Raw genomic sequence first — 14,342 nt, forward strand, 5'->3', positions numbered from 1 at the left:
CCCTCCGGCGTAAAATCAAGCGCGCTGGCTGGGACAACGCATTCCTCTTGGCCACCCTCAGCCATATGCGATAGCCCTGCGCTTGCGGGGGAGGGCTGGGGTGGGGGTGCTTCCGCAATGGGACATTCCAGATGCGGAGAAAGCCCCCACCCGCGCTACGCGCCGACCTCCCCCGCAAGCGGGAGAGGTTGCAGCGAGTTTGCCGCCGGATCGTTTCAATCAAAATCCAATCGGCCTAAGCCCTGCGCCGCTTCGCCTTCACATCGACCATTAGCCGCCAATCACTTGCATCGGCCGGCTTGGCCTCGCCGAGCCAGTGGAAGGAATCGTCGGTGATTTCCGTAAAGCTCCAGCGCGTCAGCTCGCCGGCCTCCGTTGTGCCTTCCTGCACGATGTCGGCGCCGCGCGGCCGGCCGATCTGCTGGCGGAAGACGCTGCGTCCGGGATCGAACCAGGAAATCCGCCACGCAGCGATGGTCGGATCGTAGACGCGCAGCGTCGTGCCGTACCAATTGCCCGCGATCGGAAAGTCGGGGCTGCCTGCGGGGCGCGGGATGATCCAGACGTCCTGGACGGCGCGGCCCTCCAGCACCCAGCCAAAATGGATCTCGCCGGCTGCCGTGTGTTCCGCTGCGCCGGGCCCATGGGCGGTGATCTCGGCAACCCAATCCCCGACGAAGCGGCCATAGAGCTGCAGCGCCGCCGCGTGCTCGGGGTTCGGTCCATCCGCGTGCAAGAGTCTGGCAAAGTCGGTCATGTCGATCTCCTGTTTCAGACAGATCAGCACGACCGGCCGATCGCCGGCTTGGAGAAAATTGCGCGTCAGACCCCGTCGAGGATGATCACCGTCGGCTTCGACGGCAGCGCATCCCGCGACATGCGGAACGACCGCTCGGAGCGCCGGTCTATCTCGAATTGCTGGCCGATCCGGCGCATGAAATCGTCGAGCGGGGTGGCGAAGCGATGCATCGGCAGCACGACGGAGGCGCGCAGGCGCTTGGTGATGTCAGAAATCCCTTCGAGCGACATGGTGTAGGTGCCGTCGATCGGCACCATCACGATATCGAGCCGTCCAATCTGGGCGAAATGGCTGTCGTCGAGCTTGTGATGGAGATGGCCGAGATGGCCGATGCAGAGCCCCGCGACCTCGAAGATGAAGATCGAATTGCCGTCGCGGATCATGTCGGCGCCGGCATCATCGCCGAAATAGCGGCGGATGTCGGTCGTGACATTGCGGATGAAGGCGTCACTGATGCGCTCCGACACGATCGCCGGCTTGCCGTCCTCGCCCCAACCATGCAGCACGTGAGGAATGCGCTTATCGGGAAACAGCGAGTAGTGCGTGCTGTGGGCCCGGTTCATGGTCACGACGTCGGGCAGTCGTCCGACCTGATAGGCGCCGCTATAATCGGTCGCGATGCGCAGGCCGCCGGGCGTGTCGATGAAATAGGTGGAATGGCCGGCATAGGTGATCTCGACCCCGCCTGTGCCGGCCGCCGGCCGGAACGCCACCGGCAGGATACGCGGGGCCGCGTTGGCCATCGCCAGGCATTCGCTGCGCTGTGGCTGCTGGGCGAGGGCAGGGGCGGCCAGCCAACTGAGAAACGCAAGAGCCGTCAGCAATGGTCGAAACATGCAGAACCGTCCGCCGCTCATCGACGATCTGCTGAGTGTATCGACGAATAATCCTCGCGTCATGTGGTGCCGGCCAGCCGCGCCAATCCGCCGCTTGCCTCGATCAGTTTCACGGCCTTCCTGTCGAAGGACACGAAAGTGTCGGCTCCAAGCCAATTGCCTTCATGGGCGATGACGCCATCGGCGAAATCGCCCCCGGCATCGAGGAACGACAATCCAGCCTCGGCTGCCGGCCGATCGACGACCGCATTGGAGGCATTGATCAAATGCCGGATCGAAGCCGAGATATTCTCAGCCGAAGTTTTGTAGCCTCGAGAGAGAACCCAGGCCAGCTCGCACAGTGCGGGGATCGAGATGGCTATGAGGTCTGCCTTCTTGAGAAGGGCTTCGGCCACCTTGCTCTGTTCGGCGTCATCCCCGACCAGAACGCGCACCAACACGTTGGTGTCGGGCGTTATCTTCATCGCTTGCCGGTCCAGCCGTCAGCGATGACATCGTTCATCTCCTCGATCGACAATGATCGACCGTTCGTTTTTCCTCTCAGGAAACCGAAGGCGTCCGAAATCTTTCCGACGGGCCGAGCTGCCTTCACCTCAACCCGCCCTCCCGGAAGCTTCTCTATCGAGATCTTGTCGCCGGGATGCACACCGAGGTGCTCCAGGAGATCCTTCCGCAGCGTAACCTGCCCCTTTGCCGTGACAGTAAGCGTGCCCATGGGATCCTCAATTCTTGATAGCCGATAGGTAAGGTAATTTAGCCTTACTTTCAAGTGAGGCAGGCAAGGCGCCTCTCACGCCTTCAGTCCCGCCTTGGGCTGAACTTCCAGGTGATCGCAACGAGGCTGGCGGTGATCAGGCCACTAATGAGGCCGGCGATGGGGAGTGCAAGCAGCAGTGCCGCGGTTGCGGCCCAGCCAATCGAGGAGAACGCCTCCGCGAAGGTCGCGAGCCGCGACGAGGTCTGGCGGCGGCGGAATTGGCTGCGCCGGGCCTGCACCCGGAACCAGAGCTGGATGGCGGTCGCGGAGGCCGCGCTGAGGATGATCGCGCCGGCACTCACTGCTGCCTGGATCGGTGCGGCGAAGGCCAGTGCGGCAATCAGCGGGCAGAAGATGACGGCGATCGCGATCAGCACCACCTCGATCTTGGCGCGGATGACGGCGGATGGCGTCAGCGGCGCAGTCGCCACCAGGTCGGGGGCGTCCTCGCCCGAGATGGTCAACCAGGCCAGTCCGCCGGCAAGCTGTCCGGCCGCCATCACCACGACCGGCGTGATCAGCGTCAGCGCCGCGGAGCTGTCGGCAAAATTGCGCCAGAGCAGCAAGGCCGGCGGCACCAGATAGAGCAGCTGCATCAGGGTCTGCGAGATCAGCCAGGGATCGCGCCAGAGCAGCGAGAACTCCTTGCGCCGCAGCGCCTGCTGCCGCGACCCGGCGCGGAACGGGCGCTCCTTCGCGCGCCTGTTGCCGGAGGTGCCGTAAGCGGCGGCATCGATCGCCGTGTCGGCAAAGCGATGCGAGAAGATCGCCATGACGCTTCCGAGCAGCACCAAAGCGAGCGCCAGGAGCGGCAGCAGCGCTTCGCTGTCGCCCATCGCCGCCCGCGCCGGCCACCACCAGATGCTCTCGACATCGGGGGCATGGGCGGCCACGCTGCCTGAGGTCAGGATGGTGAAGCGCGACAGCGTGCCGTGGGACATGATCGCCGCGATCTGGAGCGCGATCACGAAGCCGGCGCCGATGATCGCGGCGAGGATCTGGGCGATCAGGCGCGTGCGCGCCGGGCCGATCAGGCGAAACAACAGGATGGTGACGGCGATCGCGACCGCCGCGGCCGACAGGCCCATGACGACGACCACCCCGAAGGCGCTGAGCCAGCGCGCGCCGCCGCCGATCACGAGCACGTCGATGAAGGGCGTCGAGAACAGCAGCGCGATCGCGGTGACGGTCAGCGCGATCGCGGCGATGCGGACCGAGAACAGGTTGGCGAGCGTCGCCGGCGAGGACATGATCAGGTCGAGATCGGCGCGGGCGTAGAACACCCGCGTCACCGATTCGATCGCCTGCGACAGCATCAAGGTCCAGGCGAGAAAGATCGTCGCCGAGATCACGATCAGCGAGGATTTGTCGAGCGGCAGCTGCAGATCGGCGAAACGGCCGATCACCGCCCAGGCCGGCAGGTGCAGCAGCGCGGCGAAGCAGACGAGGCCGATGACGGCGGCGCGCGCCCGCTTGCGCCGTCCGCCGGTCATCATGGCGAACCATTCGCGCCAGGCGAGCCGGAGCTCGTGGCGTGCGAACCAGGAGAGCGCGGTGGCCGAACTCATGCGGCTTCCGGAAGCGTCACCAGCGCGATGAAGAGATCCTCCAGGCTGGTATCGGCATGGCCGTTCTGCTGGCGCAGCTCGGTCAGCGTGCCCTCGGCCACCAGGCGGCCCGAGGCGATCACGCCGATGCGGTCGGCCATGCGCTCGGCGACTTCGAGAATATGCGTGGTCATGATGACGGTGCAGCCGGCGCGGACACGTTCGCTGAGCAGGCCCTTCACGTGGCGGGCGGAGACGGCATCGAGCCCCGTCAGCGGTTCGTCGAGAATGATGAGGCGGGGATCGTGCACCAGCGCGCCGGCGAGCGCGACCTTCTGGCGCATGCCCTTGGAAAAGCCCTCGCAGCGCTCGTGCCGATGTGGCTCCAGGCCGAGCGAGCCGAGCAGGTCCTGCGCGACCGGCTCCGAGACCGACGGCGCGATGCCCCAGAGGCCGGCGACGAATTCGAGATATTCGAGCGGGGTCAGCTTGTCGTAGATCATCGGCTCGTCGGAGACCCACGCCATCACCTGCTTGGCGGCGACGGGATTTTCGAGCGCATCGATGCCGAAGATCGAGACCGCGCCGGCGTCGGGCCGCAGCAGGCCCGCGACCATGCGCAAAGTGGTGGTCTTGCCGGCGCCGTTGGGGCCGACCAGCGCATAGAATTCGCCGGCGTGGATGGTGAGATCGAGGCTGTCGACCGCCAGACGGTCAAAACGCTTCGTTAACCCCAGGACTTCCAGCGCCGACTTGTCCCGCTTCATGACGCCCACACTATCCGGTTTTGCATCGCTCGCGACCATGATCCCAAGATGTTTCGGCACCGTGAATCTACGGCCCACAAATTCCGCCATCCGGTTTCGACTAATGGCAAGTCACCGTTTGTTGACAGTAAGGAGCGGTTCAGGCTGAATTGGTTCCGGACAAATGGCGCTAACGCAGCGAAACGACTGCGTAGCGACTGGACACAAGATGCGGCAAGGCGGTCGGGAAGAGCCGCCGGCTGTATCGGGAGGACGCGCGTCAATGCTGGATTTCGTTCAGCAGCTGGTCAGCGGTGTTGCGCTCGGCTGCGTCTACGGCCTGATCGCGCTCGGCTTCGTGCTCGTCTACAAGGCCACCGAGGTTGTTAATTTCGCCCAGGGCGATCTGATGATGCTCGGCGGATTCTTCGCCTTCACCTTCATCGGCATGATGGGCCTGAACTACTGGATCGGCTTCGCCGGTGCGGTGGCCGCGATGGCGCTGTTCGGCATGCTGGCGGAGCGCGTCGTGGTGCGGCCGATCCTCGGCTATCCGCAATTCTCCATCATCATGGCCACCATCGGCCTCGGCTATTTCCTGCGCTCGGTTGCCGGCATGATCTGGGGCACCGATGATCTGAAGATCGAGACCCCGTTCAGCCAGGGCGTGCTCCGTATCGGCTCGCTGGTGCTCGCCTACGACAAGCTGTCGGTGATCGCGGCGACGATGATCCTGTGCACGCTGCTCTATCTCTTCTTCAACAAGACCACGCTCGGCACCGCGATGCGCGCCAGTTCCGAGAACATGCTCGCGGCCTACTACATGGGCATTCCGGTCAAGCGCGTGGTGTCGATCGTCTGGGCGATCAGCGCGGCGGTGGCGACCTGCGCCGGCGTGCTGCTGGCGCCGATCACCTTCATCCATTCCAATGTCGGCCTCGTGCTTGGCCTCAAGGCATTTCCCGCTGCGGTCCTCGGCGGCTTCGGCTCGATCCCGGGCGCCGTGGTCGGCGGCGTCCTGATCGGCGTGATCGAGAGCATGGCCGGCTTCTACCTGCCCGAAGGCTGGAAGGATGTCGCGCCGTACCTCGTGCTGCTCGCGGTGCTGCTCTTGAAGCCCGAAGGCCTGTTCGGCCACCACGTCCGCAAGAAGGTCTGAACGCCATGCGCTTCCTGTTCAAGACCGACTATGAGGATGACATCAAGCTGTTCCCGCATTCGGGCTATCTGGTCTCGTACGGCATCCTGCTCGTACTGCTGCTGATCGCGCCCTATGTGCTCTCCAGCTATTTGATGAGCCAGCTCGTCTTCGTCTGCATCTATGCGATCGTCGGCGTCGCGCTGCTGATCCTGACCGGCTTTACCGGCCAGGCCTCGCTCGGCCACGCTGCATTCCTCGCCATCGGGGCCTACACGGCGGCATACTTGCAGAAGTACAACGTGCCGTTCCCGGTTTACTTCCTCGCCGCCGGAGGTTTGACCGGCATCATCGGCGCGATGGTCGGCTTTCCCGCTTTGCGCCTGACCGGCATCTATCTCGTCATCGCCACCATCTCCTTTGCCCTGATCGTCGAGGAGATCCTGGCGCGCTGGGAAAGCGTCACCCACGGCAACGAGGGCATGCGGGTGAAGACGCTGTCGCTGCTCGGCGTCACCGTCCCGCGCGACAGCCCCACCTTCTATTTCCTCTGCCTCTCAATTCTGGTGCTGACCATCGTCGGCACGCTCAACCTGCTGCGTTCGCCGACGGGACGCGCCTTCGTCGCGATCCGCGACAGCGAGACGGCGGCGCGCAGCATGGGCGTCAACGTCGCGCTCTACAAGGTGAAGTCCTTTGCGATCTCGGCGGCAATCACCGGCTTTGCCGGCGTGCTGTTCGCCCACAAGCTTTCCTTCATCTCGCCGGAGATGTTCACGCTCCAGCTCTCGATCGAGTTCATCATCGTAATCTTGATCGGCGGCACCTTCAGCCTGCACGGCGCGGTGCTCGGCGCGATCTTCATCGTGATGATCGATCCGTTCCTGACCTATCTCAAGGACGACATGCCCGGCCTGATCGCGGGCATTGCGGCGACGTTCGGCGCCGGCCCGGCCACCGCCGGCAACATCCAGTCGAAGGTCGCGGCCTTTGCCTCGCTCAACGGCCTGAAAGGCGCGATCTACGGCATCATCATCGTGCTGTTCGTGTTGTTCGAGCCGCTCGGTCTCTACGGCCGCTGGCTGAAGATAAAACTCTTCTTCCAGCTGTTCCCGCTCTACAAGCGCGCCACCTTCAAGCGGCAGAAGATCTACGTGAAGTCGGAGCGGAATCGATGAGCTATTTCCGCGCCGAGAATCTGTCGCTGCATTTCGGGGGCCTCAAGGCCGTCGATGCGGTGTCCTTCGCGGTCGAGAAGGGCGAGATCCTCTCGATCATCGGGCCGAACGGTGCGGGCAAAAGCTCGATCTTCAACCTGATCTCGCGGATCTACCGGCCGACCTCGGGCCGCATCTTCTTCGAGGATCAGGACATCACCGAAGAGCCGCCCTACGATATCGCCAAGCTCGGCATTGCCCGCACCTTCCAGAACATCGAGCTGTTCGAGAATGCGACCGTGCTGTCCAACCTGCTGGTCGGCCGCCATCGGCATTCGACCACGCAGCTCTGGCAGGAGCTTTTGTTCCTGCCGAGCGTGCGCGCCAACGAGAAAGTCCATCGCCGCAGGGTCGAGCAGGTCATCGAATTCCTCGATCTCGAACCCTATCGCGACAAGCTGATCTCCGGCCTGCCTTACGGCGTGCGCAAGGTGATCGAGCTGGCGCGCGCGCTGTGCTCGGAGCCGAAGCTGATCCTGCTCGACGAGCCATCGTCCGGCCTCAATGTCGAGGAAACCGACGACATGTCGTTCTGGATCCGCGACATGAAGAGCGAGCTCGGCGTCACCGTATTGATGGTCGAGCACGACATGTCGCTGGTCAACCGCGTCTCCGATCGCGTCATCGCATTGAATTACGGAAGGGTGCTGGCGATGGGGTCGCCCGCCGAAGTCCAGCAGCATCCCGACGTCGTCGCTGCGTATCTGGGAGCTTGACGCATGGTTGCCGCTGTCACGCCCGAGATCATCTTAAAACTCTCCAACATCGAGAGCTATTACGGGCCGATCATGGCGATCCGCGGCATCTCGCTGGAAGTGCCGCGCGGCCGCATCGTCACCCTGCTGGGGGCCAACGGCGCCGGCAAGACCACGGTACTGAAGACCATCTCGGGCATTCTCGACCCGCAGAAGGGCTCGATCGAATTCCTGGGCAAGCCGATCCAGCGCATGGAGGCCGACCGGATCGTGCGGCTCGGCCTCAGCCATGTGCCGGAGGGACGCGAGGTGTTTCCGTTCCTGTCCGTGCGCGAGAACCTGATGATGGGGGCCTATCCGCGCAAGGACCGCGCCGGCGTCGCGGAGGATCTCGATCGCGTCTATGGTTACTTTCCGCGGCTGAAGGAGCGCATCAACCAGCCGGCCGGTCAGCTCTCGGGCGGCGAGCAGCAGATGCTGGCGATCGGCCGCGCCTTGATGAACCGGCCGACGCTGCTGCTGCTCGACGAGCCCTCGCTCGGCCTATCGCCGCTGCTGGTGAAGGAGATCTTCACCATCATCCGCCGCGTCAATGAGGAGCAGGGCATGTCGATCCTGCTGGTCGAGCAGAATGCCAAGGTGGCGCTGGAGACGGCGCATTACGGCTATGTGCTGGAGATCGGCCGTATCGTGATGAACGACACCTGCGACCGCTTGATGCATTCCCAGGACATCCAGGAGTTCTACCTTGGCGCCAAGGAAGCGGGTGCGCGAGGCGAGCGGCGCTGGAAAAAGAAGAAGACGTGGCGGTGAGGAAGAGCTGGCAGTAAGATGAGCTTGCCATCCGCAATCAAGACCGCCGGCAAGGCAGGCAGCGGAGGCAGGCGACAAGGAGGAGACGTGCATGGCCCGACCGGCGGTGCTGACGGTCGCTGATACGATCGCGAAGAGCTTCTTGCGCGCTGCGGAGACGCGGGGCGATCGGCCGGCCATCCGCGAGAAGAAATTCGGCATCTGGCAGCCGACAAGCTGGCGCGAATGGCTGGCGATATCGAAAGAGATTGCCTACGCGCTTCATGCGACCGGCTTCATGCCCGGCGACGTCGCCTCCATCATCGCCAACGCCGTGCCGGAATGGGTCCATGCCGACATGGGTATCCTGTGCGCCGGCGGCGTCGCTTCGGGCATCTACCCGACCGACGCGTCGTCCCAGGTCGAATATCTCATCAACGATTCCCGGACCAAAGTGATCTTCGCCGAGGACGAGGAGCAGCTCGACAAGATCCTCGCCTGCCGCTCGCGCTGCGCGAGCCTGCAGAAGATCATCGTGTTCGATATGGAGGGCCTCAGCGGCTTCTCCGACGACATGGTGATGTCGCTCGACGAGTTTCGCGCGCTCGGCCGCAATCACATGGTCGGCCGCGAGGCGCTGTGGCAGGAGATGATCGGCAGCCGCGGCGCCGGCGATCTCGCGATCCTGGTCTATACGTCCGGCACCACCGGTCCGCCCAAGGGCGCGATGCACGCCAACCGCAGCGTTACGCACCAGATGCGTCACGCCAATGACTTCATTCCGGCGCAGGAGGACGAGGACAGGCTGATCTTCCTGCCGCTGTGCCACGTCGCCGAGCGCATCGGCGGCTACTACATCTCGGTCGCACTCGGCTCGGTGATGAATTTCGCCGAGAGCCCGGAAACCGTGCCGGACAATTTGCGCGAGGTGCAGCCGACCGTCTTCCTCGCGGTTCCCCGCATCTGGGAAAAATTCTATTCCGCCATCACCATCGCGCTGAAGGATGCGACCCCACTGCAGCAATGGGTCTATCGCCGCGCCATCGGCATCGGCTACCGCATGGTCGATTACCGGATCGAAGGCAAGCCGCCGCCGCTGTCGTTGCGCCTCGCAAGCCGGATCGCCTACCGGCTCGCATTCCGCAATATCCGCCGCATGATCGGGCTCGATCGCTGCCGCGTCGCCTTCACCGGCGCAGCGCCGATCGCGCCGGAGCTGATCCGCTGGTATCTCGCGCTCGGCATCGACATGCACGAGCTCTACGGCCAGACCGAGAATTGCGGTGTCGCCACCATGATGCCGGCGGAGCGGATCAAGCTCGGTTCGGTCGGCACCGCCGTGCCCTGGGGCGAGGTCGCGCTGTCGCCCGAGGGTGAGATCCTGATCAAGGGCGACTTCCTGTTCATGGGTTACCTGAACCAGCCAGAGAAGACCGCCGAGACCATCGATCAGCGCGGCTGGCTGCACACCGGCGACGTCGGCACGATCGACAATGAAGGCTTTGTCCGCATCACCGACCGGATGAAGGACATCATCATCACCTCCGGCGGCAAGAACATCACGCCGTCCGAGATCGAGAACCAACTCAAATTCTCGCCCTACATCTCCGATGCGGTCGTGATCGGCGACAAGCGGCCGTATCTGACCTGCCTCGTGATGATCGACCAGGAGAACGTCGAGAAGTTCGCCCAGGACCACGACATTCCCTTCACCAATTACGCGAGCCTGTGCCGGGCGACCGAGATTCAGGACCTGATCGGGCGCGAGATCGAGCAGGTCAACGGCAATTTTGCCCGCGTCGAGACCATCAAGAAGTTCTACCTGATCGAACGCCAGCTCACACCGGAGGACGAGGAGCTGACGCCGACCATGAAGCTGAAGCGCGGCTTCGTGAACAAGCGCTACGCCGCCGAGATCGAGGCGATGTATCGCCAGCGCGCGGTTGCTTGAGCAAGATCCGGAGGATCATGCTCAAGAGAGATGGATTTGAGAAAACGGCGAAGGCTTGAGAGGCCCGATCCTTCGCTCAACACGGGCCACCGAAGGAGGACTGCAATGTCGAAATCGCTGAAGGCGCTGGGCCTGGCGGTGAGCGCCCTTGCGCTGACTTGTCTGCCGGCCGCCGCTCAAACCAAGGTCACCAATGAAGGCATCTCGGCATCCGAGATCGTCATCGGCACGCATCAGGACCTGTCGGGCCCGATCAAGGGCTGGGGCGTGCCGGTCTCCAACGGCATGAAGATGGCGGTCGAGGAGATCAACGCGGCGGGCGGTGTCCAGGGTCGCAAGATCAAGCTTGTCGTTGAGGATAGCGGCTACGATCCGAAGAAAGCTGTGCTGGCTTCGCAAAAGCTGATCGAGCGCGACAAGATTTTCGCGATGGTGGGACCAATGGGATCGCCGACCGTGCTCGCTGCGCAGGATATCCTGCTCGACGCCGGCGTGCTTCAGCTCTTCCCGCTGACGGCGGCCGAGTTCACCTTCAAGTTCGATGCGGCCAAGCCGCAGGAGCGGCTGAAGTTCAACAACCTCCTGCCCTACGTCGAGAGCACGCGCGCAGCGCTCAAATACATGATTGAGGCAAAGAATTTCAAGAAGCCGTGCATCATGCATCAGGACGACGAGTACGGAAAAAACGTGCTCGATGGCTTCAACCAGCAGCTCGCCGCCATGAAGGTGCAGCCGGCCTCGATCACGAGCTACAAGCGCGGCGCCTCCGACTTCTCGGCGCAGGTCGCCAAGATGAAGTCCGACGGCTGCGACCTCGTCGTGCTCGGCGCGGTCCTCCGTGAGCCTATCGGCACCATGACCGAGGCCAGGAAGCTCGGCTGGGAGGTAACCTTCCTCGGTGCCACGCCCGTCAACGTGCTCGAAGTGCCGGCGCTCGGCAAGGAAGTGGTGGAAGGCTTGTATGCCGCTTCGAACTTCGAAATCCCCTACGAAGACACCGCGAAGGGAAAGGTGAAGGACTGGCTCGTCAATTACAAGAAGATGTTCAACGCCGACGCCAACACGCAGGCGATCATCGGCTACAATGCGGTGATGACGTTCGCGCATTATGCCAACAAGGCTGGCAAGGATCTCACTGGCCAGAAGATGCTCGACGCGCTCGAGTCCGGCGACAAGTTCCAGGATATCTTCAATTCGCCGCCGACCGTGTTCTCGAAGACCAACCATCTCGCCACCACCGTCACCCAGGTGCAGCAGGTGAAGAACGGCCGTTGGGTGCTGGTGAAGGACAATCTGATGTTTTGATGAAGGGCGGCTCTCGCGACACGAACGGTGCACCCTCTCCCCTTGCGGGAGAGGGTGGATCGCCGCAAAGCGGCGAGCCGGGTGAGGGGTCTCTATCCTCACGAATAGCCTAGCGAGCGGAAAAACGCCTCATCCGGCGCCAGAGCCGAAGCTTGGCTTCGGCGTTTTCTCCCGCAAGAGGAGAAGGAAGAAGCTCGCCAAGCTGAGCGAAACTCAAGATCCCCCGCTCGCCGTCCCCGAATTCACCGGTGCCAACTCGTCCTCGCGGCAGCGCCAGCCGTCGGCGGCTTTGACGAACGCAAAAGTGCGCTGGATCCTCAGGCGACGCGTCACGTTGAAGGCTTCTGCCGAACGCTCCTTGTTGGCGGCGCTCGGCTGCGGGAGGCCCGTCCTAGCGTCCCAGCAGGTGCCGGTGCAGCTGGATGCGACCTTGCTGCACATGGTGAAGGGCGCCAGCACCGCCATTTCGATTTCGCCGGTGACCTGCGCCTCCTGTTCGGTCACCTGGCTGTCGAGCGCGTAGACGCGGTTGATGCGGAGGAAGCTGCCGCACGAATTGGCCGCATGGATCCGCGCCGCGCAGAAGTCGACCGCGTCGGTGTCGGGGATGCGGGCCGCGACCTGCCGGCCGAACACCTTTCTGGGGTCGCCCTTTGCCGTGCGGATCTCGTCGGCCTTGTGCTTTAGATGGTCGGAGAGACAATCCTCTGCGGATTCGAGCTCCTGGAGCGGCACGTTCTCCTTGCCGACCAGATTGCATTTGCGATCGCGCTCTCGTGTCCACCTGCCATATTCGGCGAAGGCAAAGCGCGCTGCGGTCGGGTCCAGCTTGCCGATCAGGCCGAGCACCTGGCCATTGAGCTCCGTTTCGGCGAGTGCCAGCGACGGGTCCGCACAGATCACTGCGCCCGCCGCGGTGTTGGCAGCGAGGCAGTCGAAATCCGGATCGCGCAGGATCGCGGCGCGCTCCTCTGTCACCTTGAGCAGGCACGCCTTTACCCGCTCGAAATCGTCGGGGCGGATCGCGGTCTGGCCGACGATGCCGCAGCCGAGATTGCGCTGGCGGATCCAGATCGCATTCTCTTCGATCGCGGGAAGGCGATCGGGCAGCCGGGCGAGCCGCGCCTCGATCGCGGTGTTCAGCTTCTCGGCGGCGGCGGCAAGCGCGGCATCACCGCAGAACAATTGATTGCCGGGGTCGCGAATCTGCTGGCAATTGTTCTTGGCGAACAGCGGCAGCCGATCGGCGATGGAGCGGTCGGACTGCGCTGCCGCGGGTGAGGCGAGCGCCAGCAACGCAATCACAGACAGCACGATGAACCGCATTCCCGTCGCCCCCGCAAAGCCGTGGCCATGCTAGCCGTCCGGATCGCGTCGTGGAATGGGTTTTTGGTGAACCGAGGTTCGTAGCCCGGCTGAAGCGTAATCCGGGATTCGAGCGATAAGCGACAGCGGCCCCGGATTTCGCTGCGCTCCATCCGGACTACAAGATGGCTCAGCGCGCCTCGACGGCCATCATCGAGACCTGCATCGGTTCGTCGACATATTTCATCACGGCCGACCGATGGAGCGCGAACAGCGGCTGGTAGCTCCGCGCAGCGTCGTCCTCGACCATCGCCATGCGGCGGTTGTCGAGCATCAGCCAGCGGCCATCGAGGCGCGCGGCGACAACCGCATGCTCCTCGCCGGCCCTGACGTCGCGCACCACGACGATGCGGAGATCCTCGGCGGCCACGCCCGCCAGCCGCAACGCGGCGAGCTTGGCGATGGCATAGTCCTCGCAGTCGCCGGCGCCGCGCGCGAAGGTCGCAAGCGGCGAGCTCCAGACGTCGTCGATGCCGTCATTGGCGGCCCGGATGGCAAGGTTGATGGCGCGGTTGGTCTCGCCGAGTCGGGCGCGGCCGTCGCGGGCGCGGGCCTGGTCGACGATGGCAAGCAGCTTCAGGGCCGCGGGCGAAGCGCAATTGTCGCGGTCACCGTCGCATAGCGCGAGCTGCACCATGTCGCCGTCGAGCTTGTCCTTCAGCAGGAGCCATTTCTGTTGCAGGCTGCCGGCGGAGATGGCGAAGGCGAACACGCCGAACGGCTCGGCGGATTTGCGCACGAGTAGACCTGCGCCCGGCGACAGCAGCGTGCCGGCGCGAAGCTCGGCGGCCGACCCACACAGGACCAATCCGCACAGGACAAGGATTGCGCGCCAGGCGCGCGAGCGAGTAGCGGTCTCCATCTGACATCCCCTTCTGGCTTCGGTCCAAGTCCCCCTCGACCTGAACGCGCCGGGCTTTGTTGCTTTCGCGGAGATAGTGCGAGACGGGCTGTTTTGTTCTGCTTAACGCGCCCGGCTGGGGTTCCAAATCCGGGGAACAGGCTGAAACAGGCCCGTCCAAATTGCGTAAAATTTTACGATTCGCCGGCTAGGTGGTGTCAGTCTGCCGCGAAATCGAGCCAATTGCAGACACAGGTTGTGGAAGTGCCGAATCTGGGTCCTATGGCTAACGACCCCCTATTTCATGGGGTTCTGTTAGTTAGGTCACAGATTTAAGTGCGTATTTGCCGCAG

General features: G+C 63.7%; 14 protein-coding genes. 6 read left to right on the forward strand and 8 right to left on the reverse strand.

Going from position 1 to position 14,342, the window contains the following annotated elements; all coding sequences use genetic code 11:
* Positions 1-235 precede the first annotated feature (235 nt).
* The 6 genes from GGD67_RS29825 to GGD67_RS29850 form a co-directional block, all read right to left on the reverse strand.
* On the reverse strand, positions 236-757 hold the full coding sequence (locus GGD67_RS29825) for a hypothetical protein (protein ID WP_179737892.1): 522 nt from the start codon (positions 755-757) through the stop codon (positions 236-238).
* Positions 758-822: 65 nt separating this feature from the next.
* Entirely contained in the window at positions 823-1,635 is an 813-nt protein-coding gene (locus GGD67_RS29830; protein WP_179737894.1) for an MBL fold metallo-hydrolase, read from the reverse strand.
* Between the two features lie 59 nt (positions 1,636-1,694).
* Positions 1,695-2,099: a type II toxin-antitoxin system VapC family toxin gene (locus GGD67_RS29835; protein ID WP_018321340.1), complete on the reverse strand. Its 405-nt coding sequence runs from the start codon at positions 2,097-2,099 to the stop codon at positions 1,695-1,697.
* A complete protein-coding gene (locus tag GGD67_RS29840) occupies positions 2,096-2,350 on the reverse strand; it encodes an AbrB/MazE/SpoVT family DNA-binding domain-containing protein (RefSeq protein WP_179737896.1) in 255 nt (84 codons plus the stop codon). The genes GGD67_RS29835 and GGD67_RS29840 overlap by 4 nt, the downstream gene beginning before the upstream one ends.
* Positions 2,351-2,433: 83 nt before the next feature.
* Positions 2,434-3,960 carry a permease gene (locus GGD67_RS29845; RefSeq protein WP_179737899.1) on the reverse strand — a complete coding sequence of 509 codons (1,527 nt, stop codon included), beginning with the start codon at positions 3,958-3,960 and terminating at the stop codon, positions 2,434-2,436.
* Positions 3,957-4,706, reverse strand: coding sequence for an ABC transporter ATP-binding protein (locus GGD67_RS29850; RefSeq protein WP_026202537.1), 750 nt, complete (start codon positions 4,704-4,706; stop codon positions 3,957-3,959). Before GGD67_RS29850 ends, GGD67_RS29845 begins: the two co-directional genes overlap by 4 nt.
* A 262-nt stretch (positions 4,707-4,968) precedes the next feature.
* Here GGD67_RS29850 and GGD67_RS29855 point away from each other — a divergent pair, with 262 nt between their 5' ends.
* The 6 genes from GGD67_RS29855 (at position 4,969) to GGD67_RS29880 (ending at position 11,783) form a co-directional block, all read left to right on the forward strand.
* Positions 4,969-5,844 carry a branched-chain amino acid ABC transporter permease gene (locus tag GGD67_RS29855; RefSeq protein ID WP_018321344.1) on the forward strand — a complete coding sequence of 292 codons (876 nt, stop codon included), beginning with the start codon at positions 4,969-4,971 and terminating at the stop codon, positions 5,842-5,844.
* Positions 5,845-5,849: 5 nt separating this feature from the next.
* Positions 5,850-7,001 (forward strand): branched-chain amino acid ABC transporter permease, encoded by a 1,152-nt coding sequence (locus GGD67_RS29860; protein WP_179737901.1) that lies wholly within the window; start codon positions 5,850-5,852, stop codon positions 6,999-7,001.
* Entirely contained in the window at positions 6,998-7,756 is a 759-nt protein-coding gene (locus GGD67_RS29865) for an ABC transporter ATP-binding protein (RefSeq protein ID WP_018321346.1), read from the forward strand. Before GGD67_RS29860 ends, GGD67_RS29865 begins: the two co-directional genes overlap by 4 nt.
* Before the next feature lie 3 nt (positions 7,757-7,759).
* Positions 7,760-8,548 carry an ABC transporter ATP-binding protein gene (locus GGD67_RS29870; protein WP_018321347.1) on the forward strand — a complete coding sequence of 263 codons (789 nt, stop codon included), beginning with the start codon at positions 7,760-7,762 and terminating at the stop codon, positions 8,546-8,548.
* Positions 8,549-8,639: 91 nt separating this feature from the next.
* The gene (locus GGD67_RS29875; protein ID WP_179737903.1) at positions 8,640-10,478 is read left to right on the forward strand and encodes a long-chain fatty acid--CoA ligase; all 1,839 of its coding nucleotides are present in this window, start codon (positions 8,640-8,642) and stop codon (positions 10,476-10,478) included.
* Positions 10,479-10,583: 105 nt separating this feature from the next.
* Positions 10,584-11,783: an ABC transporter substrate-binding protein gene (locus tag GGD67_RS29880; RefSeq protein WP_018321349.1), complete on the forward strand. Its 1,200-nt coding sequence runs from the start codon at positions 10,584-10,586 to the stop codon at positions 11,781-11,783.
* Between the two features lie 213 nt (positions 11,784-11,996).
* Here the strand turns inward: GGD67_RS29880 and GGD67_RS29885 are convergent, their stop codons facing one another.
* Together GGD67_RS29885 and GGD67_RS29890 are read right to left on the reverse strand one after the other, a co-directional pair.
* On the reverse strand, positions 11,997-13,109 hold the full coding sequence (locus GGD67_RS29885; RefSeq protein ID WP_179737905.1) for a lysozyme inhibitor LprI family protein: 1,113 nt from the start codon (positions 13,107-13,109) through the stop codon (positions 11,997-11,999).
* A gap of 169 nt (positions 13,110-13,278) precedes the next feature.
* Positions 13,279-14,010 carry a transglutaminase-like cysteine peptidase gene (locus tag GGD67_RS29890; RefSeq protein WP_179737907.1) on the reverse strand — a complete coding sequence of 244 codons (732 nt, stop codon included), beginning with the start codon at positions 14,008-14,010 and terminating at the stop codon, positions 13,279-13,281.
* Positions 14,011-14,342: the final 332 nt, after the last annotated feature.

The organism is Bradyrhizobium sp. IAR9 (assembly GCF_013408065.1).
Taxonomy (GTDB): Bacteria; Pseudomonadota; Alphaproteobacteria; order Rhizobiales; family Xanthobacteraceae; genus Bradyrhizobium.

Coding starts and splice junctions, on each gene's coding strand:
- GGD67_RS29875 (WP_179737903.1), top strand. CDS start 8,640: ATGGCCCGACCGGCGGTGCTGACGGTCGCTGATACGATCGCGAAGAGC.
- GGD67_RS29890 (WP_179737907.1), bottom strand. CDS start 14,010: ATGGAGACCGCTACTCGCTCGCGCGCCTGGCGCGCAATCCTTGTCCTG.
- GGD67_RS29855 (WP_018321344.1), top strand. CDS start 4,969: ATGCTGGATTTCGTTCAGCAGCTGGTCAGCGGTGTTGCGCTCGGCTGC.
- GGD67_RS29850 (WP_026202537.1), bottom strand. CDS start 4,706: ATGAAGCGGGACAAGTCGGCGCTGGAAGTCCTGGGGTTAACGAAGCGT.
- GGD67_RS29860 (WP_179737901.1), top strand. CDS start 5,850: ATGCGCTTCCTGTTCAAGACCGACTATGAGGATGACATCAAGCTGTTC.
- GGD67_RS29835 (WP_018321340.1), bottom strand. CDS start 2,099: ATGAAGATAACGCCCGACACCAACGTGTTGGTGCGCGTTCTGGTCGGG.
- GGD67_RS29885 (WP_179737905.1), bottom strand. CDS start 13,109: ATGCGGTTCATCGTGCTGTCTGTGATTGCGTTGCTGGCGCTCGCCTCA.
- GGD67_RS29825 (WP_179737892.1), bottom strand. CDS start 757: ATGACCGACTTTGCCAGACTCTTGCACGCGGATGGACCGAACCCCGAG.
- GGD67_RS29870 (WP_018321347.1), top strand. CDS start 7,760: ATGGTTGCCGCTGTCACGCCCGAGATCATCTTAAAACTCTCCAACATC.
- GGD67_RS29840 (WP_179737896.1), bottom strand. CDS start 2,350: ATGGGCACGCTTACTGTCACGGCAAAGGGGCAGGTTACGCTGCGGAAG.
- GGD67_RS29845 (WP_179737899.1), bottom strand. CDS start 3,960: ATGAGTTCGGCCACCGCGCTCTCCTGGTTCGCACGCCACGAGCTCCGG.
- GGD67_RS29830 (WP_179737894.1), bottom strand. CDS start 1,635: ATGTTTCGACCATTGCTGACGGCTCTTGCGTTTCTCAGTTGGCTGGCC.
- GGD67_RS29880 (WP_018321349.1), top strand. CDS start 10,584: ATGTCGAAATCGCTGAAGGCGCTGGGCCTGGCGGTGAGCGCCCTTGCG.
- GGD67_RS29865 (WP_018321346.1), top strand. CDS start 6,998: ATGAGCTATTTCCGCGCCGAGAATCTGTCGCTGCATTTCGGGGGCCTC.